27 protein-coding genes and 1 tRNA gene are annotated in these 22,715 nt (G+C 58.2%); 8 read left to right on the plus strand and 20 right to left on the minus strand.

Going from position 1 to position 22,715, the window contains the following annotated elements; all coding sequences use genetic code 11:
* Positions 1 to 8 precede the first annotated feature (8 nt).
* Entirely contained in the window at positions 9 to 1,454 is a 1,446-nt protein-coding gene (locus AU074_RS10100; protein ID WP_076014603.1) for an aldehyde dehydrogenase family protein, read from the plus strand.
* 83 nt (positions 1,455 to 1,537) lie between these two features.
* On the opposite strand, the gene AU074_RS10105 is transcribed toward AU074_RS10100, so the two are convergent.
* The 9 genes from AU074_RS10105 to thrS all read right to left on the minus strand — a co-directional run bounded on the left by AU074_RS10105 (position 1,538) and on the right by thrS (position 8,991).
* Positions 1,538 to 1,614, minus strand: a tRNA-Pro gene (locus tag AU074_RS10105).
* Positions 1,615 to 1,704: 90 nt separating this feature from the next.
* Complete coding sequence (locus tag AU074_RS10110; RefSeq protein WP_003219935.1) at positions 1,705 to 2,061, minus strand: MerR family transcriptional regulator; 357 nt, start codon at positions 2,059 to 2,061, stop codon at positions 1,705 to 1,707.
* Positions 2,042 to 2,344: an integration host factor subunit alpha gene (ihfA, locus tag AU074_RS10115; protein WP_002553164.1), complete on the minus strand. Its 303-nt coding sequence runs from the start codon at positions 2,342 to 2,344 to the stop codon at positions 2,042 to 2,044. Before ihfA ends, AU074_RS10110 begins: the two co-directional genes overlap by 20 nt.
* A 3-nt stretch (positions 2,345 to 2,347) precedes the next feature.
* Entirely contained in the window at positions 2,348 to 4,726 is a 2,379-nt protein-coding gene (gene pheT / locus AU074_RS10120; RefSeq protein ID WP_076014604.1) for a phenylalanine--tRNA ligase subunit beta, read from the minus strand.
* A 26-nt stretch (positions 4,727 to 4,752) separates the two neighbouring features.
* Positions 4,753 to 5,769 carry a phenylalanine--tRNA ligase subunit alpha gene (gene pheS, locus AU074_RS10125; protein WP_003219939.1) on the minus strand — a complete coding sequence of 339 codons (1,017 nt, stop codon included), beginning with the start codon at positions 5,767 to 5,769 and terminating at the stop codon, positions 4,753 to 4,755.
* A 109-nt stretch (positions 5,770 to 5,878) separates the two neighbouring features.
* Positions 5,879 to 6,235 (minus strand): 50S ribosomal protein L20, encoded by a 357-nt coding sequence (gene rplT / locus AU074_RS10130; RefSeq protein WP_003219940.1) that lies wholly within the window; start codon positions 6,233 to 6,235, stop codon positions 5,879 to 5,881.
* Between the two features lie 28 nt (positions 6,236 to 6,263).
* Positions 6,264 to 6,458 carry a 50S ribosomal protein L35 gene (gene rpmI / locus AU074_RS10135; protein ID WP_002553160.1) on the minus strand — a complete coding sequence of 65 codons (195 nt, stop codon included), beginning with the start codon at positions 6,456 to 6,458 and terminating at the stop codon, positions 6,264 to 6,266.
* A 59-nt stretch (positions 6,459 to 6,517) separates the two neighbouring features.
* The gene (gene infC / locus AU074_RS10140) at positions 6,518 to 7,069 is read right to left on the minus strand and encodes a translation initiation factor IF-3 (protein ID WP_172979313.1); all 552 of its coding nucleotides are present in this window, start codon (positions 7,067 to 7,069) and stop codon (positions 6,518 to 6,520) included.
* Entirely contained in the window at positions 7,069 to 8,991 is a 1,923-nt protein-coding gene (gene thrS, locus AU074_RS10145) for a threonine--tRNA ligase (RefSeq protein WP_003219944.1), read from the minus strand. Before thrS ends, infC begins: the two co-directional genes overlap by 1 nt.
* Positions 8,992 to 9,355: 364 nt before the next feature.
* On the opposite strand from thrS, the gene AU074_RS10150 reads away from it, so the two are divergent.
* Positions 9,356 to 9,670, plus strand: coding sequence for a hypothetical protein (locus AU074_RS10150; protein ID WP_083676663.1), 315 nt, complete (start codon positions 9,356 to 9,358; stop codon positions 9,668 to 9,670).
* Positions 9,671 to 9,959: 289 nt separating this feature from the next.
* Positions 9,960 to 10,172, plus strand: a complete 213-nt coding sequence (locus AU074_RS10155) for a cold-shock protein (protein WP_007905882.1) — start codon at positions 9,960 to 9,962, stop codon at positions 10,170 to 10,172.
* Positions 10,173 to 10,245: 73 nt separating this feature from the next.
* On the opposite strand, the gene AU074_RS10160 is transcribed toward AU074_RS10155, so the two are convergent.
* Positions 10,246 to 10,566 carry an I78 family peptidase inhibitor gene (locus AU074_RS10160; RefSeq protein WP_076014606.1) on the minus strand — a complete coding sequence of 107 codons (321 nt, stop codon included), beginning with the start codon at positions 10,564 to 10,566 and terminating at the stop codon, positions 10,246 to 10,248.
* A 147-nt stretch (positions 10,567 to 10,713) separates the two neighbouring features.
* The gene (locus AU074_RS10165) at positions 10,714 to 11,019 is read right to left on the minus strand and encodes a hypothetical protein (RefSeq protein WP_076014607.1); all 306 of its coding nucleotides are present in this window, start codon (positions 11,017 to 11,019) and stop codon (positions 10,714 to 10,716) included.
* 143 nt (positions 11,020 to 11,162) lie between these two features.
* Here AU074_RS10165 and AU074_RS10170 point away from each other — a divergent pair, with 143 nt between their 5' ends.
* Complete coding sequence (locus AU074_RS10170; RefSeq protein WP_076014608.1) at positions 11,163 to 11,375, plus strand: hypothetical protein; 213 nt, start codon at positions 11,163 to 11,165, stop codon at positions 11,373 to 11,375.
* Positions 11,376 to 11,408: 33 nt separating this feature from the next.
* On the opposite strand, the gene AU074_RS10175 is transcribed toward AU074_RS10170, so the two are convergent.
* The 7 genes from AU074_RS10175 to AU074_RS10205 are packed head-to-tail and all read right to left on the minus strand — an operon-like array spanning position 11,409 to position 18,376.
* Entirely contained in the window at positions 11,409 to 12,437 is a 1,029-nt protein-coding gene (locus tag AU074_RS10175) for a nucleoside hydrolase (protein ID WP_076014609.1), read from the minus strand.
* 25 nt (positions 12,438 to 12,462) lie between these two features.
* Positions 12,463 to 12,867, minus strand: a complete 405-nt coding sequence (rbsD, locus tag AU074_RS10180; RefSeq protein ID WP_017478841.1) for a D-ribose pyranase — start codon at positions 12,865 to 12,867, stop codon at positions 12,463 to 12,465.
* A complete protein-coding gene (gene rbsK / locus AU074_RS10185; RefSeq protein WP_076014610.1) occupies positions 12,864 to 13,781 on the minus strand; it encodes a ribokinase in 918 nt (305 codons plus the stop codon). The genes rbsD and rbsK overlap by 4 nt, the downstream gene beginning before the upstream one ends.
* Before the next feature lie 23 nt (positions 13,782 to 13,804).
* Entirely contained in the window at positions 13,805 to 14,827 is a 1,023-nt protein-coding gene (locus AU074_RS10190) for a LacI family DNA-binding transcriptional regulator (protein ID WP_076014611.1), read from the minus strand.
* 3 nt (positions 14,828 to 14,830) lie between these two features.
* On the minus strand, positions 14,831 to 15,808 hold the full coding sequence (locus tag AU074_RS10195; RefSeq protein ID WP_076014612.1) for an ABC transporter permease: 978 nt from the start codon (positions 15,806 to 15,808) through the stop codon (positions 14,831 to 14,833).
* Positions 15,805 to 17,358 (minus strand): sugar ABC transporter ATP-binding protein, encoded by a 1,554-nt coding sequence (locus AU074_RS10200; RefSeq protein ID WP_076014613.1) that lies wholly within the window; start codon positions 17,356 to 17,358, stop codon positions 15,805 to 15,807. Before AU074_RS10200 ends, AU074_RS10195 begins: the two co-directional genes overlap by 4 nt.
* Positions 17,359 to 17,416: 58 nt before the next feature.
* Positions 17,417 to 18,376: a sugar ABC transporter substrate-binding protein gene (locus AU074_RS10205; protein ID WP_076014614.1), complete on the minus strand. Its 960-nt coding sequence runs from the start codon at positions 18,374 to 18,376 to the stop codon at positions 17,417 to 17,419.
* A 568-nt stretch (positions 18,377 to 18,944) separates the two neighbouring features.
* On the opposite strand from AU074_RS10205, the gene AU074_RS10210 reads away from it, so the two are divergent.
* The 3 genes from AU074_RS10210 to AU074_RS10220 all read left to right on the plus strand — a co-directional run bounded on the left by AU074_RS10210 (position 18,945) and on the right by AU074_RS10220 (position 21,207).
* Positions 18,945 to 20,033, plus strand: coding sequence for an asparaginase (locus tag AU074_RS10210; protein WP_076014615.1), 1,089 nt, complete (start codon positions 18,945 to 18,947; stop codon positions 20,031 to 20,033).
* Between the two features lie 228 nt (positions 20,034 to 20,261).
* Positions 20,262 to 20,513, plus strand: coding sequence for a DUF1654 domain-containing protein (locus AU074_RS10215; protein WP_008438695.1), 252 nt, complete (start codon positions 20,262 to 20,264; stop codon positions 20,511 to 20,513).
* A 4-nt stretch (positions 20,514 to 20,517) separates the two neighbouring features.
* A complete protein-coding gene (locus AU074_RS10220) occupies positions 20,518 to 21,207 on the plus strand; it encodes an endonuclease (protein WP_076014616.1) in 690 nt (229 codons plus the stop codon).
* 42 nt (positions 21,208 to 21,249) lie between these two features.
* On the opposite strand, the gene AU074_RS10225 is transcribed toward AU074_RS10220, so the two are convergent.
* A complete protein-coding gene (locus AU074_RS10225; RefSeq protein ID WP_076014617.1) occupies positions 21,250 to 21,642 on the minus strand; it encodes a penicillin-binding protein activator LpoB in 393 nt (130 codons plus the stop codon).
* Between the two features lie 248 nt (positions 21,643 to 21,890).
* On the opposite strand from AU074_RS10225, the gene csrA reads away from it, so the two are divergent.
* The gene (csrA, locus tag AU074_RS10230) at positions 21,891 to 22,085 is read left to right on the plus strand and encodes a carbon storage regulator CsrA (RefSeq protein WP_003192511.1); all 195 of its coding nucleotides are present in this window, start codon (positions 21,891 to 21,893) and stop codon (positions 22,083 to 22,085) included.
* Positions 22,086 to 22,204: 119 nt separating this feature from the next.
* Here csrA and AU074_RS10235 read toward each other — a convergent pair whose 3' ends face one another.
* Positions 22,205 to 22,663 carry a DUF2214 family protein gene (locus AU074_RS10235; RefSeq protein WP_076014618.1) on the minus strand — a complete coding sequence of 153 codons (459 nt, stop codon included), beginning with the start codon at positions 22,661 to 22,663 and terminating at the stop codon, positions 22,205 to 22,207.
* Positions 22,664 to 22,715 lie beyond the last annotated feature (52 nt).

Genomic DNA, 22,715 nt, shown 5'->3' on the forward strand with positions numbered 1-22,715 from the left:
CCAGTTGGATGACCATACACGTTTCGAACCAAACGTCTCAGCAGCTTTACATCGACGGCTGCTGGGTTTCCCCGATCATTGCCGCCAGTTTGCCCGTGGTCAACCCGGCCAGTGAGGAGGTGGTTGCACAGGTCGCAAGCGGGTCTGCCGAGGATGTGGATCGGGCCGTCGCGGCAGCACGTGCGGCGTTTGCCGGTTGGTCTGCAACGCCCGCGGCGTCCAGGGCGCTGGTGCTTGGGAAAATCCACGAACTTATCCTTGAGCGCAAAGAGCAACTTGCACAGGCGCTCTCCCTGGAAATGGGCGCCGCCATCGGCTTCGCTCGGGCGATGCAGGTGCCGCTGGCGGCAGAGCACGTTCGGGTCGCCCGTGACTTGCTCTCCAGCTATCGCTTCCAGACGGTGGAAGGCGGTACCGCCATCCAGCGCGAACCCATAGGTGTCTGCGGTCTTATCACGCCGTGGAACTGGCCGTTGTATCAGATCACCGCCAAAGTCGCCCCGGCCATCGCTGCCGGTTGCACCGTGGTCTTGAAACCCAGCGAACTGTCGCCGCTGAGTGCCCTGCTGTTCGCACAACTGGTGCATGACGCAGGCCTGCCGCCTGGGGTGTTCAACCTGGTCAATGGAAGCGGTGCTCAGGTCGGCGCAGCCATGGCGGCACATCCGGATATCGACATGATCTCAATCACCGGCTCCAACCGCGCAGGTGCGCTGGTCGCCCAAGCGGCAGCCCCAACGGTGAAACGCGTCACCCAGGAACTGGGGGGCAAGTCTCCGAATGTGCTGCTGCCCGACGCCGACTTCGCCAAGGCCGTACCGCTGGGGGTGATGTCCGCGTTTCGCAACGTCGGGCAATCGTGCAGCGCGCCGACCCGCATGATCGTGCCAAAAAACCGCTTGGCCGAGGTCGAAGCCCTGGCGGCGGCGACCGCGAACGCGCTCATCGTGGGCGACCCGCAATCGGAAGAAACGCAATTGGGCCCCATCGCCAACGAAGCCCAGTTCAATCGCGTCCAGGCGATGATCCAGGCCGGCCTCGACGAGGGTGCGAAACTGGTGTGCGGTGGGCCTGGGCGTGTGCTGGGTTTTGACAAGGGGTTCTATACCCGCCCCACGGTTTTCTCCGAAGTGAATAGCGCCATGCGCATTGCCCAGGAAGAAATCTTCGGCCCGGTGCTGTGCATCATTGCGTATGAGACGGTAGATGAAGCCGTCGCCATCGCCAACGACACGGTATACGGCCTGGGCGCCCACGTTCAGGGCCACGACTTGACGCAGGCACGTGCCGTGGCGTCGCGTATTCGTGCGGGGCAAGTGCACCTGAACTACCCGGCGTGGAATCCGATGGCGCCGTTTGGCGGCTACAAGCGCTCAGGGAATGGTCGGGAGTATGGCGTGCAGGGGTTTGAGGAGTACCTGGAAACCAAGGCTATTATTGGGTTTGGGGAATGAGTTATGGGGCTGTGGTGAGGGAGTAATTTTGCAGGCATGAAAAAGCCCAAGCGTTACCGCTTGGGCTAAGTCATTGAAAAATATGGTCGGGACGGAGTGATTCGAACACTCGACCCCTAGCACCCCATGCTAGTGCGCTACCGGACTGCGCTACGCCCCGACTAGGCGTTTTACTGGGTTCGCTTCGCAACGAAGCGATCAGGAATATACCGCAAGCTTTTGAAATGTGGAAGTATTTTAAAAGCCGGAATTACTTCTTCAAAACCACCAGCACATCTTCGAGTTCGGAGATCATCTGGCGGATCATTTGCTTGTATTGGGTGGTGTCGTCTTTGGCTTCATCACCGGACATACGCTGGCGCGCGCCGCTGATGGTGAACCCCTGGTCATACAGCAACGCGCGGATCTGCCGGATCATCAGCACATCCTGGCGCTGATAATACCGACGGTTCCCGGTGCGTTTGACGGGGTTGAGTTGAGGAAACTCCTGCTCCCAATAGCGCAGCACGTGCGGTTTTACCGCACAGAGCTCGCTGACTTCACCGATGGTGAAGTAGCGTTTGCCTGGGATGACGGGCAGTTCGTCGTTATGACTTGGTTCCAGCATAAGCCTCAACTCGGGCCTTCAACTTCTGCCCTGGACGAAAGGTGACCACACGGCGAGCCGTGATCGGGATTTCTTCTCCCGTTTTTGGATTGCGGCCAGGCCGCTGGCGTTTGTCCCGCAGGTCAAAATTGCCGAAGCCGGACAATTTGACCTGTTCGTTGTCTTCAAGAGCGTGCCTGATTTCTTCAAAAAACAGCTCGACCAATTCCTTGGCCTCGCGCTTGTTCAGGCCCAGCTCTTCATACAGACGTTCCGCCATCTCAGCTTTCGTCAAAGCCCCCATACGTCACTTCCTTAACGTGGCGTTTAACCTTTGTTCGAGCGAGGTGAGGATATTTTGTGTCGTCGTATTCACCTCATCGTCATTAAGAGTGCGCGATGGATGCTGCCAGGTCAAGCCAACTGCAAGGCTTTTTCTATGCGGATCAATGCCTTTACCCTGATAAACGTCAAATAGCCTGAGGTCTGTCAGCCATTCCCCTGCATTTTCACGGATTACGTCCAGAACAGCACTGGCCGCAACGCCTTGATCGGCAATCAGCGCCAGATCACGTCGTACTTCAGGGAAACGCGACAACTCGCTGAATTTAGGCATTTTGCCCGAGGCCACTTCAGCCAAGACTAGCTCAAAAACGAAGACTGGACGGTCCAGCCCCAGGGTTTTCGACAGTTCAGGGTGAATCGCGCCAACGAAGCCCACCAGGCGACCTTCACGTTCGATACGTGCGGTCTGGCCGGGATGCAACGCAGGGTGTTTGCCGGGGGTGAACGTGAACACATCCAGCGCACCGGCAAAGCCCAACACCGCTTCCACATCCGCCTTGACGTCGAAGAAGTCGACGGTGTCGCGGCCTTGTGCCCAGCCTTCCGGCAGGCGACTGCCGCAGACTACGCCAGCCAGCATCGGCTCTTGCTTCAGACCATCCAGTTGACCGACAAAACGCAGGCCGCTTTCGAACATGCGCACGCGGTCTTGCTGACGGTTCAGGTTGTGGGAAAGCGCTTTCACCAAGCCCGGCCACAGCGACGAGCGCATGGCGGCCATGTCGTTGGAGATCGGATTAGCCAGCAACAGCGGCTCGACACCCGGGTTGAACAGTTCGAATTGCTTCGGATCAATGAAGCTGTAGGTCACCGCTTCCTGATAACCACGGGCAACCAGCAGGCGACGCAGTTCCGGCAGATGTGCACGGGCTTCAGCTTTCGGCTGCGGGGCCAGACGCGCTTGCGGGTAACGAACCGGCAGGCGGTTGTAGCCGTACAGGCGGGCCAGCTCTTCGATCAGGTCGACTTCCAGGCTGATATCGAAGCGATGGCTTGGCACTTCTACGTGCCACTGCCCTGCTTCACCAGCAGAGATGCCGAGGCCGAGGGCCGACAGCAGGCGCTCGATTTCAACCGGGTCGATCACCAGGCCGAGCATTTGCTCAACGGCCTTGGCGCGCAGGACGATCGGTGCAACCGACGGCAGGTGCTGCTCGCTGACGGTTTCGATGATCGGGCCGGCTTCGCCGCCAGTGATTTCCAGCAGCAGGCCAGTGGCGCGCTCCATGGCTTCACGGGCCAGTTGCCAGTCCACGCCACGCTCGTAGCGGTGCGAGGCGTCGGTGTGCAGGCCGTAAGAACGGGCCTTGCCAGCGATGGCGATCTGATCGAAGAAGGCGCTTTCGAGAAAGATGTCGCGAGTGGTTGCGGACACGCCGCTGTGCTCGCCGCCCATCACGCCGGCAATCGCCAGGGCGCGGGAATGGTCAGCGATCACCAGGGTGTCGGCACGCAGGCTGACTTCCTGGCCGTCGAGCAGCACCAGCTTCTCGCCTTCCTCGGCCATGCGTACGCGGATGCCGCCATTGATTTCAGCGAGATCGAAGGCGTGCAGCGGTTGACCCAGTTCCAGCATCACGTAGTTGGTGATGTCGACGGCAGCATCGATGCTGCGCACTTCGGAACGACGCAGGCGCTCAACCATCCACAGCGGGGTTGGCTTGGACAGGTCGACGTTACGGATCACTCGACCCAGGTAACGTGGGCAGGCGTTAGGGGCCACCACTTCGACCGAACGCACTTCGTCGTGCACCGCAGGCACGGCGGCAACCACCGGACGGGTGACGGTGGCGGCGTACAGCGCACCGACTTCCCGCGCCAGGCCAGCCAGGGACAGGCAATCGCCGCGGTTCGGGGTCAGATCGACCTCGATGCTGGCGTCTTCCAGTTCCAGGTAAACACGGATGTCCTGGCCCACCGGCGCGTCGGCCGGCAGTTCCATCAGGCCATCATTGCCTTCGCCGACCTGCAGCTCCGCCTGGGAGCACAGCATGCCGTTGGACTCAACGCCACGCAGCTTGGCCTTCTTGATCTTGAAGTCGCCTGGCAGTTCGGCCCCGATCATCGCGAACGGAATTTTCAGGCCCGGACGCACGTTTGGCGCTCCGCACACGACCTGGAAGGTTTCCGCGCCATTGCTGACCTGGCACACGCGCAATTTGTCAGCGTCCGGATGTTGCTCGGTGCTCAGCACCTCGCCCACTACCACGCCACTGAAAACACCGGCAGCCGGCGTCACACTATCGACCTCAAGGCCGGCCATCGACAGACGGGCAACCAGCTCGTCGCGACTTACCTGCGGGCTTACCCAGCCACGCAGCCATTGTTCACTGAATTTCATCCTGCTCTCCTAAAGATCCGTTACGACTAGCGAAATTGCGCGAGGAACCGCAAGTCGTTGTCGAAGAACAGACGCAAGTCGTTCACGCCGTAACGCAGCATGGCCAGACGCTCAACGCCCATGCCGAAGGCAAAGCCCGAGAATTCTTCCGGGTCGATCCCGGACATGCGCAGCACGTTGGGGTGAACCATGCCGCAACCCATCACTTCCAGCCAGCCGGTCTGTTTGCAGACGCGGCAGCCTTTACCGCTGCACATCACGCATTCCATATCGACTTCAGCGGATGGCTCGGTGAACGGGAAGAACGAGGGACGGAAACGCACCGCCAGCTCCTTCTCGAAGAACACCCGCAGGAACTCTTCGATGGTGCCTTTGAGGTCGGCGAAGTTGATGTCGCGATCAACCAGCAGGCCTTCGACCTGGTGGAACATCGGCGAGTGGGTAATATCGGAGTCGCTGCGGTACACACGGCCTGGGCAGACGATGCGGATCGGCGGCTTCTGCGATTCCATGGTGCGGACCTGTACCGGCGAGGTGTGGGTGCGCAGCAGCATGTTCGCATTGAAATAGAAGGTGTCATGCATCGACCGGGCCGGGTGGTGGCCTGGGATGTTGAGCGCCTCGAAGTTGTGATAGTCGTCTTCGACCTCAGGGCCTTCGGCAATGCCGTAGCCGATGTGGGTGAAGAACTGCTCGATACGTTCCAGAGTCCGGGTAATCGGATGCAGGCCGCCCGAGGTCTGGCCACGGCCAGGCAGGGTTACGTCAATGGACTCGGCGGCGAGCTTGGCCGCAAGATCGGCCTCCTCGAGCGACGCCTTGCGCGCATTGAGAACCTCTGTAACACGCTCCTTGGCCACGTTGATCAGCGCACCGACTTGCGGACGCTCTTCAGCCGGCAAATTCCCCAGGGTCTTCATCACCTGAGTCAATTCACCCTTTTTGCCAAGGTAGTGAACCCGGATTTGCTCCAGGGCATTGATATCTTCTGCGCTTTGCACAGCCTCTAGTGCTTGAGAGACCAGCGCATCCAGGTTTTCCATGTACAGACTCCAGATACAAAATAGGGGAAGAGCTTGAAGGCTCTTCCCCTATTTAAGACGTTTAACACCTTGGGCCGCGGAAGCGACCCAGGGTGACTGTCGGGGGTACTTAAGCCAAGGTGGCTTTAGCTTTCTCGACAATCGCAGCAAACGCCGCTTTTTCGTTCACTGCCAGATCAGCCAGAACCTTACGGTCGATCTCGATGGACGCTTTTTTCAGGCCAGCGATGAAACGGCTGTAGGACAGACCGTTAACACGTGCACCAGCGTTGATACGAGCGATCCACAGAGCGCGGAACTGACGTTTTTTCTGACGACGGTCACGGTAGGCGTATTGGCCAGCCTTGATAACCGCTTGCTTGGCAACACGGAATACGCGTGAACGCGCGCCGTAGTAGCCTTTAGCAAGTTTCAGAATTTTCTTGTGGCGCTTACGCGCCATGACGCCACGCTTTACACGAGCCATGAGTTACTTCCTCTATTCTTGACTAAAATTAACGAAGGCGCAGCATGCGCTCGACTTTTGCGACGTCAGACGGATGCAGCAAGCTGCTACCGCGCAGTTGACGCTTACGCTTGGTCGACATTTTAGTCAGGATGTGGCTCTTGAAAGCGTGCTTGTGCTTGATACCGTTAGCAGTTTTCAGAAACCGCTTAGCAGCACCACTTTTAGTTTTCATCTTTGGCATGTTCGGTACTCCGCATTCAGTTGATAAACATAATCAGAAGGCCTGCCGTGCCCTATTGATTACTTCTTCTTTTTCGGGGCGATGACCATAATAAGCTGGCGTCCTTCCATCTTAGGATGCTGTTCGACCGAACCGTACTCGAGCAGGTCACCTTCAACCCGCTTGAGGAGTTCCATCCCCAGCTCCTGGTGGGCCATCTCACGGCCGCGGAATCGCAAGGATACCTTGGCCCTGTCCCCATCACTCAGGAAACGTACCAGGTTGCGCAGTTTTACCTGGTAATCCCCTTCCTCCGTCCCTGGACGAAACTTGATTTCTTTTACTTGAATCTGCTTCTGGTTCTTCTTCGCTGCGGCAACCTGCTTCTTCTTCTCGAAGATCGATTTGCCGTAGTCCATCACCCGGCAAACGGGTGGGATTGCATCGGCGGAGATTTCCACCAGGTCCAATTTGGACTCTTCAGCAATACGAAGCGCTTCATCAATCGAGACGATGCCAATCTGCTCGCCGTCAGCGCCAATTAACCGAACCTCGCGTGCCGAGATATTCTCGTTGATCGGGGCTTTCGGTGCAGCTCGTTTATCTTGTCTCATTTCACGCTTAATAATAATTACTCCGAATCTGGGCGACCACGCCGGGAAACCGCTTGCGCGAGGAACTCAGCGAACTGGGCGACGGGCATCGAGCCCAGGTCAGCACCTTCACGAGTACGCACAGCGACAGTCTGCATCTCGACTTCCCTATCTCCGATAACCAAAAGATAGGGAACCTTGAGCAAAGTATGCTCGCGGATTTTAAAGCCGATCTTTTCATTTCTCAAGTCGGACTTGGCACGAAATCCGCTTTCATTGAGAGTTTTTTCAACTTCAGCGGCAAAATCTGCCTGTTTATCAGTGATATTCATGATCACTGCCTGAGTCGGAGCCAGCCACGCAGGGAATGCACCCTCGTAGTGCTCGATCAGGATCCCGACGAACCGTTCGAACGAACCGAGGATCGCCCGGTGCAGCATAACCGGGTGTTTACGGCTGTTGTCTTCGGAGACGTATTCGGCTCCCAGACGGATCGGCAGGTTAAAATCGAGCTGCAGGGTACCACACTGCCAGACGCGACCAAGGCAATCTTTCAGCGAGAACTCGATCTTCGGACCGTAGAACGCGCCCTCGCCTGGCTGCAGGTCGTACGCGAGGCCCGCACTATCAAGGGCGGCGGCCAGTGCAGCTTCGGCGCGATCCCACAGTTCGTCGGAACCGACGCGTTTTTCCGGACGAGTGGACAGCTTCATCTCGACTTCGGTGAAACCGAAATCGCGATAAACGTCCATGGTCAGCTTGATGAATGCTGCGGATTCGGCCTGCATCTGCTCTTCAGTGCAGAAGATGTGGGCATCGTCCTGAGTGAAGCCGCGTACACGCATGATGCCGTGCAGCGCACCCGAAGGCTCGTTACGGTGGCAGGCACCGAACTCGGCGAGGCGCATCGGCAACTCGCGGTAGCTCTTAAGGCCTTGGTTGAACACCTGTACGTGACACGGGCAGTTCATCGGCTTGATGGCGTAGTCGCGGTTTTCCGACTGGGTGGTGAACATGTTGTCGGCGTAGTTGGCCCAGTGCCCGGATTTCTCCCACAGGCTGCGGTCAACGACTTGCGGCGTCTTGATCTCAAGGTAGCCGTTGTCGCGCTGAACCTTGCGCATGTACTGCTCAAGCACTTGGTACAGGGTCCAACCGTTCGGGTGCCAGAACACCATGCCCGGCGCTTCTTCCTGGAGGTGGAACAGGTTCAGGCGCTTGCCGATCTTGCGGTGGTCGCGTTTTTCGGCTTCTTCGATGCGCTGGATGTAGGCCGCCAGCTGCTTCTTGTCAGCCCAGGCAGTGCCGTAGATCCGCTGCAGTTGTTCATTCTTCGCGTCGCCGCGCCAGTAGGCACCGGACAGCTTGGTCAGCTTGAACGACTTGAGGAAGCGCGTGTTCGGCACGTGCGGGCCACGGCACATGTCGACGTATTCTTCGTGGTAATACAGGCCCATGGCCTGCTCGTCCGGCATGTCTTCCACCAGGCGCAGCTTGTAGTCTTCGCCGCGGGCAGTGAACACGTCGATCACTTCGGCACGCGGAGTGACTTTCTTGATGACGTCGTAATCTTTTTCGATCAGCGCGTGCATGCGCTGCTCGATGGCCGCCAGGTCGTCCGGAGTGAAAGGACGCTCGTAGGCGATGTCGTAATAGAAGCCTTCGTCGATGACCGGGCCGATGACCATCTTCGCGGTTGGGTACAGCTGCTTGACCGCGTGGCCAATCAGGTGCGCACAAGAGTGGCGAATGATCTCCAGCCCCTCTTGATCCTTGGGCGTGATGATTTGCAGGCTGGCATCGCCGGTGATCAGGTCACTGGCGTCAACCAGCTTGCCGTCGACCTTGCCGGCCACGGTGGCCTTGGCCAGGCCGGCACCAATGGATGCGGCGACCTCGGCTACGGAAACCGAATGATCGAATGAACGTTGACTGCCGTCGGGAAGAGTAATAGTTGGCATGGCGCCTCCTCTCCTAGTGGTGACCCCTACCAAAGGTCACGTGGGTTGGGATGAGCCAGTACAAGATCCAACACCAGGCCGCTCAATAATGAACGCCTGCCTTACAGCGGCAGGAGCCTTTCGGCCAACCGGTAATCGAACCAGAGTGACTGGAGTTAAACAAAAAAGAGCTTGGCGGGGCGGCATAAGGCGCGCCGGAAAATAGCCAAGCGAAAGATGCTAGCACAGATGAACGGTCATGGTGCCGGCGCCGATTAACGAAACGCAAATTCCCTGCTTTTAGGGGCAAAAGTGAACTTGAACTGTACGGCGCGCCTCAAACACACCGAGAATCACCGTTCGTCCATGACTCCAGGAGCATTTCATTATGCGTTTTACCTCGACTTTCGCCCTTGCCGCATCCCTGACCCTCATGTCCCTGGGTGCGCACGCCGCAGCCCCGTCGAACTGGCCCGCCGGTGCACGGGACAGCTTCATCAAGGATTGCAGTTCAGCCGCCCAGCAAAGCGTTGATGCCAAAACCGCCAAAGACCATTGTGAATGTGGCGCGGACAAGATCAATGCCGAATTGAGCAGTGCCGAGATCAAAGAGCTCATGACCAATCAGAACGCGAGCCCCGAGCTGAAGAACAAAGCTGTTGCGGCAATTTCGTCCTGCAAAGTCGTGAAGAAAAAGTAATTTTCACACCCCACCAGACCGGATAAAGGACCAAAAAACGCCCTGAAAACTGCCATTTCTCACAAATTACGCAGCTTTTACGGCTTTTTTTACCAACTGATATTTCGCCTAAAAGCCCCGTAGTTCGGGGCTTTTAGCCAACCAAGGCATGAAACACAACACGATTGATTAGCAAACAATGCCTTGGGGGGGCTCCCAAGTCGAACATTTCGACTATGATAGCTCGGTGTGCCCAGTTGGCCTGAGCAGCACAGCACTACTGAAAATATATGTTTCTTGGAGATACACCATGTCTAATCGCCAAACCGGCACCGTTAAATGGTTCAACGATGAAAAAGGCTTCGGCTTCATCACTCCTCAAGGTGGCGGTGACGACCTGTTCGTACACTTCAAAGCTATCGAAAGCGACGGTTTCAAAAGCCTGAAAGAAGGCCAAACCGTTTCCTTCGTGGCTGAGAAAGGCCAAAAGGGTATGCAAGCTGCACAGGTTCGCGCAGAGTAATTCCGCGCAGAACTAAAAAAACCCCGTCCATGTGACGGGGTTTTTTATGGCCTGGAGAAAAGCGCTGAAGCAATCAGCCGCAATTGACGCGATTGATCACCAAGTTGTCATCGGTATTAAGGTTCAGGCGATCGGAACGGTATTCCAGGGTTACCATGTCGTCTGGCTTGAGAATGCGTGCGTTCTGCGCACCGGCGCGGCTACGGGCCTGTTCCAGTAGTTGTGGCGAAGCCTTCTGGCCGATTGCGAACTCGGCAGCCTTCGCCTCACAGCGGCTATGACCAGCATCGGTCACGGCAGTGTCTTTGGCTGGCTCAGAGGTACCCGGGGTGCTGCAACCCGTCAAGACAAGCGCAGTCAACAAAGTACCGAATGATGCGAGCTTCCAAGGCATGAAGCCTCCTTTAAGAAAAAATGGGCAGAGACCGTGCGACCGCGGTTTGGCCGATTGGTTTCCGAATTGTCACAATTGGCCGTTGGCCAGTCTGCCTGAGTCGGCGCTGGGCGCCAGCGAATCAATCGTCACCAGATATGAACGCGCTCAGTAGATGTCGATGTAATCAAACGGCGGCGTCGGCCAGTTCTGCTTGAGCGCATTGAAAATCTGCATCACCCACACCTCGTCGCTGGCTGCGACGTTGCCAACATAACCGGAACCCGCCGCCCAGGTTTCGAGACGAAACAGCAGGCCATCGATATCAACACCGCCCACCACGCCCGAAGAGATGTAGGCAATGCCGGCTTTGGTGACGCGCAATTGGGTGTGAACGTTGTCACTGGCGCAGGCCAGCAACTGTTTCACAGCCTCCAGCGTCAGGTTCTCGGGGTTGTTCAAATCGATCTGCACGCGGTTTGCCCTGGCAATTAAACAGGCGGACAGTGTCGCACAGCCCTCCCCTCATGCCTAAGTAGCAGTGCCAAACGCTGCGCAAAATGGTTAACTCCACTCGCAAGACAGCACCAACCGCCTTCCAGCCTCGCGAGACACCCATGACCATCGTTACGATCCACGCCGACATCAAAGCCAAGTGGCCCCAAGGGCAAAGCTCCTATAGCCCGGGCAGCCCGGAGGAGTTGGCAATCATCGGTATCGACCTGCTGGTCAAGGAGCTGGGAACTCAGGCCGCGCAGGCATTTATCGGCCAGGTATTCGAGAAATACCCGGCCGATCATATGGGGGCACCAGACCCCGAGCGCGAATAAGACCCGGCCGACGAACGCCGACCGGTAAACCGCTTACTTCAGGCGACCAAGACGCTCGGTCAGCAGATCGAAGAAGCCTTGGGCATCGCCGTTTTCAACCCAGAACGCGTTCTTCGGTTGTTTCAGGCCGTCGTACCAATCTACGATGGTTTGGCCGAAGGTCGGGCCTTCACGGCTGTCCACCACCACATTGACTTCACGGCCGCTGAACAGCGAAGGCTTGAGCAGGTAGGCAATGACAGTAGCGTCATGCACCGGGCCACCCGGGATGCCGTAGTGCTCCATATCGCCTTTGACGTATTCATTGAGAATATCGCCCACCACCTTGCTCGCGTTGTTGTTCAACGCAGCGATTTGCTTCAGGCGTGCTTCACTGGTCAGGACCTTGTGGGTCACGTCCAATGGCAGGTAAGTCAGCTTGACGCCGCTTTTGAGCACGATCTCGGCCGCGATCGGATCGGCGAACAGGTTGAACTCAGCCACCGGCGTGATATTGCCGCCGTTGAAGTGCGCGCCCCCCATCACTACCACTTCCTTGATGCCTTGAGTGATCTCCGGCGCCTGAGTCAATGCCAGCGCCAGGTTGGTCTGCGGGCCGAGCATGGCGATGGTGATGCTGTGGGGCTTGGCGGTGCTCAGGGTCTTGATCAGGTAATCAACGGCATTGCCTTCGGCCAGGCCTTTCTTCGGCTCATGCACGGTGACGCCGGAGATGCCTTCCTTGCCGTGGATGTTTTCGGCGTAGATCGGCGTGCGCAGCATCGGTTTTGGTGCACCGGCGTATACCGGGATTTCCTCGCGCCCTGCCCACTCGCGAGCCAGGCGCGCATTGCGGGAGGTCTTGTCCAGGCGCACGTTACCGGCAACGGTGGTCAGCGCGCGGATGTTCAGCTCATCGGGCGAAGCCATGGCGAACAGCAAGGCCACCACATCGTCCGCACCGGGGTCGGTATCGATGATCAGGTCGATTTTTTCCGCCGCGTGGGCGCTTGCAGCAGTTAGGAAGGACAAAAGCAGCACACTCCGGAAAAGGTGTCGCAGGGTTTGGGTACCACGTTGCATGACGCACTCCTTGTCGTTGGGAATTCTAGAACGTTACGCCGGAGACCAGCGCGATATTGCAGTAAGGCTGGCACTCACCGGTGCGCACCACCGCCCTCGCCTTGCGGCTGAGCTGCTTGAACTCTTCATGGCTGAGCAGGCGGCGCTCGCCGAGGGCGGCCTGTTCGGTCAGGGTATTGAGATCAGCCAGGGCCGGCGGTTGCTTGAGCAGGATTTCTTCCGCCAGCACATGGCTTTCCACCTGCATTTCGCTGAGAACAATGCGCAAGGTGCTGACGAAATCCGGGATGCCTTTGGTCAGCGCCAGGTCGATCAGCTCAACGCCAGGCGGCACCGGCAGGCCGGCATCACCGATCACCAGAATGTCGCCGTGGCCAAGGGATGCGATCACCCGCGACAGCGCGATATTAAGCAAGGGAGTCTTTTTCATGAGGACACTAAACCTTGCACGTCATGCAATGTAGGAATGGACGGTTGCGCACCGGCACGGGTGACCGACAGCGCAGCAGCCGCCTGGCCAAAACGAATGGCCTCAGACTCGCTTTTACCGTTAGCCAGTGCCGCCGCAAAACCACCGACGAAGGTGTCACCGGCAGCGGTGGTATCGACCGCCTTGACCTTGGGCGCCACCAAGTGCTCAAAGCCTTGGCCATCGGTAAACAATGCGCCCTCGGAGCCGAGGGTAATGATGACTTTACCGGCACCGGCCTTGATCAGGTGCGTGGCGGCGACCTTGGCGCTGTCCAGTGAATCCACCACTACGCCACTCAAGGCCGAGGCTTCGCTTTCGTTGGGAATCAGGTAATCGATGGCGGCGTACCAATCCTCAGGCAGCGGACCACTGGCCGGCGCAGGGTTGAGAATCACCGTCTTGCCCAGTTCGCGACCGCGTTTGAGGGCATGGCCAACAGTCTCCATCGGCGTCTCAAGCTGGCAGACAATCACGTCGGCAGCCTGCAGCACGCTGTCAAAGGTCTGTAATTTGGCGGGGGTCAATTCGCCATTGCTGCCGGCGACGATGACAATCGCATTCTGGCTGCTGTCATCCACCACGATCAGCGCCACACCGCTGGAGCCGTCGACGGTGCTGACGGCTTGGCAATCGATACCTTCCACCAACAGTGCGTCGCGCAATTGCGCGCCATAGGCATCGGTGCCCACGCAACCGACCATCGCGACTTCGGCCCCAAGACGCGCCGAAGCGACCGCCTGGTTTGCGCCCTTGCCGCCGGGAACGGTGGAAAACGATTGGCCGATCAGGGTTTCACCTGCGCGGGGCAGCCGGCTGGCCCGGGTGACCAGGTCCATGTTCAGGCTGCCTATTACCACTACTTTTGCTGGCATACATCAGTACTCATCAATTCGGTTCAGCGGTATTGGGCAAATACGCCGGTCAACGGCGCCGTCGACTCGCGCAGGACAATACTCGGCGTCACGATGCGTTGATCGATCGGCAATTGGGGTGTCGCAATTCGTCGCAGTAAAAGCTCGGCGGCCATCTCTCCCAGTTGCAGGATCGACTGGCCCACCGTGGTCAGCGCCGGGTACACGTACTGGCTCATTTGAATATCATCGAACCCGATCACCGACAGCTCGCCAGGCACCCGGATATTACGCTCGGCCGCCGCGCGCAATACGCCGAAGCCGATCATGTCGTTGCCGGCAAAAATCGCGCTGGGGGGATTATCCGCCAGCAATTGCGCCGCCGCCGCATACCCGCCGGTACTGGTGAAATCACTCTCCAGCACGCGGCCGGCCGGTACTTCAAGCCCGGCCTCGGCCAGGGCGCGGTAATAGCCCGCCATACGCATCTGCGCCACGCGGGTATGGCTCGGGCCACCAATGCAGGCAATGTCGCGGTGCCCCAAATCCAGCAAGTGCCGGGTCGCCAGGTAAGCGCCCTGTTCGTGGTCGATGCGCACCAGGTCCACATCGATCCCGTCGAGCGCGCGGTCGACGATGACCATCGGCGTACGCACCGCTTTCAGGCCCGTTGCCAGGCCGCTGTCATCACCGCCCACGGAGGTCACGATCAAACCGTCGATGCGTTTTTCAAGCAGCACCCTTAAATAGCTACGCTGCTTCTCGGCATTATCGTCGGAGTTGCAGAGGATCACGCAATAGCCATTCCGCTCGCAGTAATCCTCGATGCCCCTGGCCAGTTCCGCAAAATACGGGTTGAGGCTGTTGGGCACCAACAGGCCAATGGTCGCGGTGGTCTTGGCCTTCAGCGATCGCGCGACCGCACTGGGCACGTAGTCGAGCTGCTTGATAGCCGCCTCGACCTTGATCCGTACCGGCTCGCTGACCGGGCGCGTCTTGTTCACCACATGGGACACCGTGGTGTAGGAAATTCCCGCAAGCGCCGCCACATCCTTGATCGTTGCCATGGCTCAAGCTCGCCGACTGGCGCGCTGGCTGCGGTAAGTATCCAGCACCACCGCGATCACGATCACGGCACCGGTAATGATACGTTTGGTCGGTTCGGTGGCGCCAATCTGCGCCAGCCCTGCCGCAAGTACCGAGATAATCAGCACGCCGAAGAAGGTACTGATCACCGAGCCACGCCCGCCCATCAGGCTGGTGCCGCCAATCACCACGGCGGCAATCACTTGCAGCTCCAGGCCGGAACCGGCGTTTGGATCCGCCGCTTCCAGGCGTGAAATCTGGAACAGTGCCGCCACGCCGGCCAGCAGGCCCATCAGGCTGAACACCAGGATCTTGTAGGGCTTTGGATTGATACCGGCCAGGCGCACGGCCTCTTCGTTGGTGCCGATGCCGATCAGGTAGCGACCGAACACGGTACGCGTCAGCACAAGCTGCGCGGCGATGATCACCAGCAACGCGATGATGAACGAAGGCGAAATCCCGAAGGCCACCGGGTTGGACAGCCAGGCGAACGAATCACCAATGTATGCGGTGCGCGAGCCGGTCATCTGGTACGCCACGCCGCGGGCCATTTCCAGCACGCCGAGGGACACGATGAACGACGGTATGCGCCAGGCCACGGTGATGGAACCAGTAATGGTCCCGGCCAACGCGGCGCAGCCCATGCCCAATATGGCTGCCGGCAACACACTCCAGCCCCAGCCGAGAATTGCCACGCTGACAGCCGATGCAGCAAGAGCCAGCACCGAGCCTACGGAAAGGTCGATGCCGCCGATGATCAGTACGAAGGTCATGCCGACCGCCAACACCATCAGGTCGGGAATCTGGTTGGCCAGGGTGCTGAAGGTGTCGTACGAGAGGAAGTGATCGCTCAGGAACGAGAACAACGCGATCATCGCCAGCAAAGCACCGGCCAGGCCCAGGTAAGTGCCCAGGCCGTAGAAGTTGCCGCCACGTTTTGCGGGGGAGGAAGTGGTTTTCATGGGGTATTCCTAGGCGCTGCGTCGTTGAGCAGCGCATCACGTTTCTGATAGCCGGCAAATGCAGCCGCAAGCAATTCGTCCTGGGTCCAGCTGTCGCGCTCGAAGGTCTCGATCAGGCGCCCGGCGGAAAGCACGCCGATGCGGTCACAGATCAGCATCAACTCACGCAGGTCGCTGGACACCACCACCAACGCCTTGCCCTGGCGGGTCAGGTCGCCGAGCAACGCATAAATATCGAATTTGGCGCCAACGTCGATGCCCCGGGTCGGCTCATCGAACAACATCACTTCGCAATCGCGCTCCAGCCAGCGACCAATCACCACCTTCTGCTGGTTACCGCCCGACAGCTCCGACACCAACTGCGCCGGGCTGGAACTGCGGATGCGCATGGCGTCGACCTGGCGCTTGGCCAAGGCGGTTTCGTCACGACTATTCACCAAGCCAGCGCTGGAGACCTTCGGCATGTTGCCCAAGGCAATATTGGCGCCGATGGATTGAGTCAGCAGCAGGCCTTCGCCTTTACGGTCCTCGGTGATCAGGGCGATGCCATGACCGACCGCATCGACGGGCGAACGAATGCTGACGACTTGCGCGGGGGTGCCCAGGGCCACCGTGCCGCTGTCGGCGATATCGGCACCGAAGATCAGGCGCAGCAACTCTGTACGGCCAGCACCGATCAGGCCGGAGATGCCGTAGATTTCGCCGGCACGCACTTCAAAGGACACGTCGCGGACCTTGTCCGAGCGGGTCAGGCCTTTTACCGTCAACAGCGGCGCGCCGATGGTGCGCGGGCCCAGGTCGATTTTCTCGCCCAGTTCGCGGCCCACCATCAGCGTGACCAGTTGCTCACTGTTGTAGTTGGCCATCGGCTCGACACACACCAGCTTGCCGTCACGCAGTACCGCAATGCGCTGGGCGACACGGGCGAGCTCTTCGAGCCGGTGAGAAATATAGATAATCGCCACGCCGCGGGCTTGCAGGCGGGTGATTTGTTCAAACAGCATCTCGACTTCACGGGCGGTCAACATCGCCGTGGGTTCGTCGAGGATCAATACGTGGCAATCACCGATCAGGTTGCGGGCGATCTCGACCATCTGTTGGTGGCCGATGCCAAGGCTGCCGACCAGGGTGTCCGGGTCGATAGCGTCCAGGCCAACCTGGGCCATGGCTTCGATCGCGGCCTTGCGCAGTTGCTTGCGGCTGATCCAGCCACCGTGGCTTGGCAAGTTATCAAGGAAAAGGTTTTCGGCGACCGTCAGGGTCGGCAGCAGGTTGAGCTCCTGCATGACCATGCGGATGCCCTGCTCTTCAGCCTGGGTACGGCTGCCCGGCGTGTAGGCCTGGCCATTGAACTGCATCTGGCCGTCGGTCGGCGTGACGAGCCCGCCGATGATTTTCGACAGGGTGCTTTTCCCCGCGCCATTCTCACCGGTAAGCGCCAACACTTCCCCACGATTGAGCGTCAGGGTGATGTCGGACAGAACCGGTTGGGCATAGGTCTTGCCGATACCGCTGACCGAGAGGACAGCGTTCGGTGCGGAAGATGACATAGGAACGTCTCCAGGCGTCCGCTCGAGTGAGCGGACGCTGTTTGGTGCTGCCGGGGAATTACTTCTTGAGGATGAGTTCGACCGGGGTTTCGATCATGCCATCCACAGAATCGACTTTTTCACCCTTGACCAGCTTCAGAGCATTCTGGATACCGAAAACGGCTTGCTGGGCAGCCGCCTGGTCGGCGGTGGCCAGGACGCGGCCGTCCTGCAGCATCGGCTTGATAGCCTCGATGTTGTCGTAGCCAACCACGAGCACTTTGCCGGCCTTGCCAGCGCCACGCACGGCGGAGACGGCGCCCAGGGCCATGTTGTCGTTACCGGCCAACAGTGCCTTGATGTTCGGGTTTGCCTGAAGCATGGCAGCGGCGATCGCGTTGCCCTTGTCGATTTCCCACTCGCCGGACTGGGTAGAAACGATCTTCATGCCAGCGGCATCCATCGCGTCCTTGAAGCCAGCGGTACGCTGTTGGGCGTTGGTGGTGGTAGACACACCTTCGATGATGCCCACCTGGTCACCCTTGGTGAGGTGCTTGGCCAGTTCTTCACCGACCAGGCGTGCGCCTTTGCGGTTGTCAGGCCCTACGAATGGGATATCCAGGTTTTTGCTTTTCAGTACGTCCACATCGAGGCGGTTGTCGATGTTGACGATCTTGATGCCCTTGTCCGAGGCCTTTTTCAGCACGGTGACCAAGGCTTTCGAGTCGGCAGGCGCAATGACAATCGCGTCAACCTTGGACAGGATCATCTGATTGACGATATCAATCTGCGCAGAGGTATCGGTTTCGTTCTTGATCCCGTTGGTGATCATGTCGAAATCGGCGGCGTGTTCTTTCTGGTAGGACTTGGCGCCGTCCTGCATGGTGACGAAGAATTCGTTGGCGAGGGATTTCATGACCAGGCCGACCTTGGGTTTGGCGGCGGTCTCGGCAGCAAATGCAGAGGAAAGAGGCAGGGCAGCGGATGCGGCAGCAAGCACAGCGACAGCAAGAAGACGTCCAGCGAATGGCAGCTTCATGGGTTCACTCCGATCTTATGATTATTGTGAGCAACGCTTGCACCGAAGAACGCTTCGGCAGCCATCCCACCCGGGCGGCTGATACGAGCTTTCACGACACTCAGGGAGCACCCCGTGAAACATCTCGCAAACGTTTGCGTTAGGTCAAACTATGAGAAGCTTGTCGGGATTTGTCAACGGAAGAAAACAGCCTTTTGATGAATCCGCTCTACGCCCTGCCCTCTCGACCATTGAGTGTTCTGCTTAAACATCAGCGGCGCCTGACCGTTCTCTAAAACGACAGGCTGCGGTGTGCCTGCCCCGTATTACTCCGTCTTTTTCCCGTCATCCTTTTCGGACAACCGAACAGCAACCCGGCGCTTTGTTCGGAAAGCCGGACGCGAAACGAAAAACCTTGCCTGAAAATCAAATAAAAATAGATATAAATCAATAAGTTAAATTCTATTGAATAACAAAATACCGCTGGTACAAATCCTGCTCTTACTCAGCACCTCGCGGCGTTCAGAACCGCCCGGGTGTTTCTAGATGAACCTGCATCAGCACTCATCAAAAACTAGAGAGAAGAATAATGAAATCTGCTTTGAAAACCTTCGTTCCGGGCGCGTTAGCCCTCCTGCTGCTGTTCCCTGTTGCCGCTCAGGCAAAAGAAGCTGAAACCCAGCAAAAACTGTCCAACGTGGTGATCCTCGCCACCGGCGGCACCATCGCCGGCGCTGGCGCCAGCGCGGCCAACAGTGCGACCTACCAGGCCGCCAAAGTCGGCATCGAACAATTGATCGCCGGCGTTCCTGAGCTTAGTCAGATCGCCAATGTTCGCGGTGAGCAAGTGTTGCAAATTGCCTCCGAAAGCATCACCAACGAAAACCTCCTGCAACTGGGTCGCCGCGTCGCCGAACTGGCCGACAGCAAGGACGTCGATGGCATCGTGATCACCCACGGTACCGACACCCTGGAAGAGACCGCCTACTTCCTCAACCTGGTGGAAAAGACCGACAAGCCAATCGTCGTGGTCGGTTCGATGCGCCCGGGTACCGCCATGTCGGCTGACGGCATGCTCAACCTGTACAACGCCGTAGCCGTCGCCGGCAGCAAAGACGCCCGCGGCAAAGGCGTACTGGTGACCATGAACGACGAGATCCAGTCGGGTCGCGACGTCAGCAAGATGATCAACATCAAGACTGAAGCGTTCAAGAGCGCGTGGGGCCCGCTGGGCATGGTGGTTGAAGGCAAATCCTACTGGTTCCGCCTGCCAGCCAAGCGCCACACCATGAACTCGGAATTCGACATCAAGACCATCAAAAGTCTGCCGGACGTCGAAATCGCCTACTCCTACGGCAACGTAAGCGACACTGCCTACAAGGCCCTGGCCCAGGCCGGCGCGAAAGCCATCATCCACGCCGGCACCGGCAATGGTTCGGTGTCTTCCAAGGTAGTACCGGCCCTGCAGGAACTGCGCAAGCAAGGCGTGCAGATCATTCGCTCTTCCCACGTAAATGCCGGCGGTTTCGTTCTGCGTAACGCCGAACAGCCTGACGACAAATACGACTGGGTCGTTGCCCATGATCTGAACCCGCAGAAAGCCCGCATCCTGGCCATGGTCGCCCTGACCAAGACTCAGGACAGCAAGGAACTGCAACGGATGTTCTGGGAATATTGATCGATCCCAGGCCTGACCATTAACGGTTGGGCCATCCCGCTCGTGGCGCACCGCGAGCGGTTGCAATTCACCCCGCTTTACCCCCGCGCAAAAAACCCTTGAAAAACAAAGCCCTCCTACACCAAATCGGCAAAACCATTGTCAGAAGAACTTCTTGGATTTTAAGCAGTTGCGAAATTGCCCACAGCTAAATACTGTATGCACGTACAGCCTAATAAGGAATACTCCGTGGCAAAGCCCTCTTCCGCAGCACCAGCAGCGCCTGACGCCTATCAACGCCTGGCCGTTCGTGTGCAAAAAATCATCAATTCCACCAACGCTCAAAAAAACAAGGCGGCGTTGATCTTCCGTTTGCCTGAGGAACCGGAAGACGAGTGGGCACGACTACTTGAGGAAATCGCAGAAAACGACAACGTCACCCTCGCTTATCGCGATGACGGTGGCGTGCAGATTTTCTGGGTAGTGCCGAAGGAAGATTGAGTCAATGAGTGTCCGTTTTATCAGCCTGTTGTGTGTATTTTTTGCTGTCACCGCTCAAGCCCAAGCCCCCAAGACGTTCAGCGAAGCCAAGAAAATCGCCTGGAAGCTGTATGAACCGCAATCCACGGAGTTCTATTGCGGCTGCAAATACAACGGTAACCGGGTTGACCTGAAAGCCTGCGGCTATGTCCCGCGCAAGAACGCCAACCGGGCGGCGCGTATTGAATGGGAACACATTGTTCCGGCCTGGCAGATCGGTCATCAGCGCCAGTGCTGGCAGGACGGCGGACGCAAGAACTGCACCCGCAAGGATGCGGTGTACAAACGCGCTGAAGCCGACCTGCACAACCTGGTGCCGAGTATCGGCGAGGTCAATGGCGACCGAAACAATTTCAGTTTTGGCTGGCTGCCGGTACAAAGCGGTCAATATGGATCGTGCCTGACCCAGGTGGACTTCAAGGCCAAGAAAGTCATGCCCCGCCCGTCCATTCGCGGCATGATCGCCCGTACGTACTTTTATATGAGCAAGCAGTATGGCCTGCGCTTGTCGAAGCAGGACCGCCAGTTGTACGAAGCCTGGAACAAGACCTACCCGGTACAATCCTGGGAGCGCCAGCGCAATCAAACCGTGGCGTGCGTGATGGGGCGCGGCAATGAATTTGTCGGCCCGGTGAACTTGAAAGCCTGCGGCTGAACGTAAAAACGGGAGCCTCATGGACTCCCGCTTGCCGGTCCTTTACTGCGCAACCTTGTGTTCGATGACCTCGGACACGGTGTCATTTTTCTTCGCAGTGGCCAGTTTCTCGGTCAACTGCACCTGCTTGGCCTCGGCCTCGGCCTTGGTGCTGAACGGCCCCAGCAGTACCTGGTCCTTACCGTCTTCCTTCGTCAGATAGAAACTGAAACCGTGTTCCAGCAACCACGCGGTCAGGTCAGTTATCGCTTGCAGCTTGTGATCCGGCGGCCCCACCCATACATCCCACTCTTGAGAGGCGATCGCACCGACCGCTGGTTGGGCCTGGGCGGGCGCCTCGGCAGCGGCGGGCCTGGCCTTGGGCGCATCGACACTTTTACCTTCACCGCAACCGGCCAATGCCAACACCGCAATTGCCATCGCTACTTTACGCACTACCCTGCTCCTTAGAGGATCAAAGAGGCGACTTTATCATTCACTGTCTATTCTGGCCGTCATAAACGTTGGCTTAAACAATGCGAATCATGTATCGCAGACCTGTATGATGGCGCCATGGGAATTAATGCCGCCTCTATGCGTCCTAAAAGAGGCAGCCACAGGGAAGCGCTTCGCAGTAAGCTACACACATCCGACATCTGCCCTGTCTGAAACATGTGTCCTTCAAAGCAATCAAGGAGAAGTCCATGCTGATACTCACCCGCAAAGTCGGTGAAAGCATAAACATCGGTGATGACATTACTATCACCATCCTGGGCGTTAGCGGCCAGCAAGTAAGAATCGGCATCAATGCTCCAAAGGACGTTGCCGTGCATCGCGAGGAGATCTACCAACGTATCCAGGCGGGCCTGACGGCTCCGGATAAAAACCAGACACCTTGAAGCGCCTCCAGTAGCCAGCCCTTTCGTTCACTGTAACGGCTGGCGAAAACCTCCTTTAGCCTGCTCGCGGCTTCCCGCGGCCAGCGCGTCCTATTCTCTATTCCAACGCCAGGCCAGCGTCACCCCAAGCTGACGCCGCGTGCCATACCACTTGCCGCAATCATCATCAGCACAACCAGCAACGCTTGCAGGTGGCTGATGCGCGCAAAAAGACCTGCCCGGTGAAAATCGAGGTGCGTGCCGCGCGCCAAGGCGATGCGCCATTTGATAAAGCGGATCATCGGCGCGAGCTCCAGTAACAAAATTAATACCAGCAGCGTCATCTTCACGTGAAACAACGGCTGGTGCAGGTAATAATCACCGCCTTTTTCATAGCCGCCAAAGGCTCGCAGGCCACCGGTTACCAACAACACCAGGGCGCTAACTCCCCAGATGTTGTCCGTGATCAATACGCGGCGCACGGTGGATGGTTCACTCTCCACCAGGCAGCGCAACGCCTTGCCCCGGGCGAGCACGGCCGACAACGCCATAGCGAATGCCAGTAAATGGACGGCTGCAAGTAACCACTGAACGAACATAAGGCGTACTCCCTTTGCGTGACGGACGGCAGGAACACTTCACAGTAATAGC

Origin of the sequence: Pseudomonas sp. ATCC PTA-122608, assembly GCF_001952855.1 — a bacterium.
Taxonomy (GTDB): Bacteria; Pseudomonadota; Gammaproteobacteria; order Pseudomonadales; family Pseudomonadaceae; genus Aquipseudomonas.

Excerpts from the sequence above, each read along its gene's own strand:
- thrS (WP_003219944.1), bottom strand. The coding sequence starts at position 8,991 with ATGCCAACTATTACTCTTCCCGACGGCAGTCAACGTTCATTCGATCAT.
- AU074_RS10195 (WP_076014612.1), bottom strand. The coding sequence starts at position 15,808 with ATGAAAACCACTTCCTCCCCCGCAAAACGTGGCGGCAACTTCTACGGC.
- ihfA (WP_002553164.1), bottom strand. The coding sequence starts at position 2,344 with ATGGGGGCTTTGACGAAAGCTGAGATGGCGGAACGTCTGTATGAAGAG.
- AU074_RS10190 (WP_076014611.1), bottom strand. The coding sequence starts at position 14,827 with ATGGCAACGATCAAGGATGTGGCGGCGCTTGCGGGAATTTCCTACACC.
- AU074_RS10100 (WP_076014603.1), top strand. The coding sequence starts at position 9 with ATGACCATACACGTTTCGAACCAAACGTCTCAGCAGCTTTACATCGAC.
- AU074_RS10170 (WP_076014608.1), top strand. The coding sequence starts at position 11,163 with ATGACCATCGTTACGATCCACGCCGACATCAAAGCCAAGTGGCCCCAA.
- rpmI (WP_002553160.1), bottom strand. The coding sequence starts at position 6,458 with ATGCCAAAGATGAAAACTAAAAGTGGTGCTGCTAAGCGGTTTCTGAAA.
- AU074_RS10110 (WP_003219935.1), bottom strand. The coding sequence starts at position 2,061 with ATGCTGGAACCAAGTCATAACGACGAACTGCCCGTCATCCCAGGCAAA.
- rbsD (WP_017478841.1), bottom strand. The coding sequence starts at position 12,867 with ATGAAAAAGACTCCCTTGCTTAATATCGCGCTGTCGCGGGTGATCGCA.
- AU074_RS10220 (WP_076014616.1), top strand. The coding sequence starts at position 20,518 with ATGAGTGTCCGTTTTATCAGCCTGTTGTGTGTATTTTTTGCTGTCACC.
- pheT (WP_076014604.1), bottom strand. The coding sequence starts at position 4,726 with ATGAAATTCAGTGAACAATGGCTGCGTGGCTGGGTAAGCCCGCAGGTA.
- AU074_RS10200 (WP_076014613.1), bottom strand. The coding sequence starts at position 17,358 with ATGTCATCTTCCGCACCGAACGCTGTCCTCTCGGTCAGCGGTATCGGC.
- AU074_RS10160 (WP_076014606.1), bottom strand. The coding sequence starts at position 10,566 with ATGCCTTGGAAGCTCGCATCATTCGGTACTTTGTTGACTGCGCTTGTC.
- rplT (WP_003219940.1), bottom strand. The coding sequence starts at position 6,235 with ATGGCTCGTGTAAAGCGTGGCGTCATGGCGCGTAAGCGCCACAAGAAA.
- rbsK (WP_076014610.1), bottom strand. The coding sequence starts at position 13,781 with ATGCCAGCAAAAGTAGTGGTAATAGGCAGCCTGAACATGGACCTGGTC.
- AU074_RS10175 (WP_076014609.1), bottom strand. The coding sequence starts at position 12,437 with ATGCAACGTGGTACCCAAACCCTGCGACACCTTTTCCGGAGTGTGCTG.
- AU074_RS10155 (WP_007905882.1), top strand. The coding sequence starts at position 9,960 with ATGTCTAATCGCCAAACCGGCACCGTTAAATGGTTCAACGATGAAAAA.
- AU074_RS10205 (WP_076014614.1), bottom strand. The coding sequence starts at position 18,376 with ATGAAGCTGCCATTCGCTGGACGTCTTCTTGCTGTCGCTGTGCTTGCT.
- AU074_RS10210 (WP_076014615.1), top strand. The coding sequence starts at position 18,945 with ATGAAATCTGCTTTGAAAACCTTCGTTCCGGGCGCGTTAGCCCTCCTG.
- AU074_RS10235 (WP_076014618.1), bottom strand. The coding sequence starts at position 22,663 with ATGTTCGTTCAGTGGTTACTTGCAGCCGTCCATTTACTGGCATTCGCT.
- csrA (WP_003192511.1), top strand. The coding sequence starts at position 21,891 with ATGCTGATACTCACCCGCAAAGTCGGTGAAAGCATAAACATCGGTGAT.
- pheS (WP_003219939.1), bottom strand. The coding sequence starts at position 5,769 with ATGGAAAACCTGGATGCGCTGGTCTCTCAAGCACTAGAGGCTGTGCAA.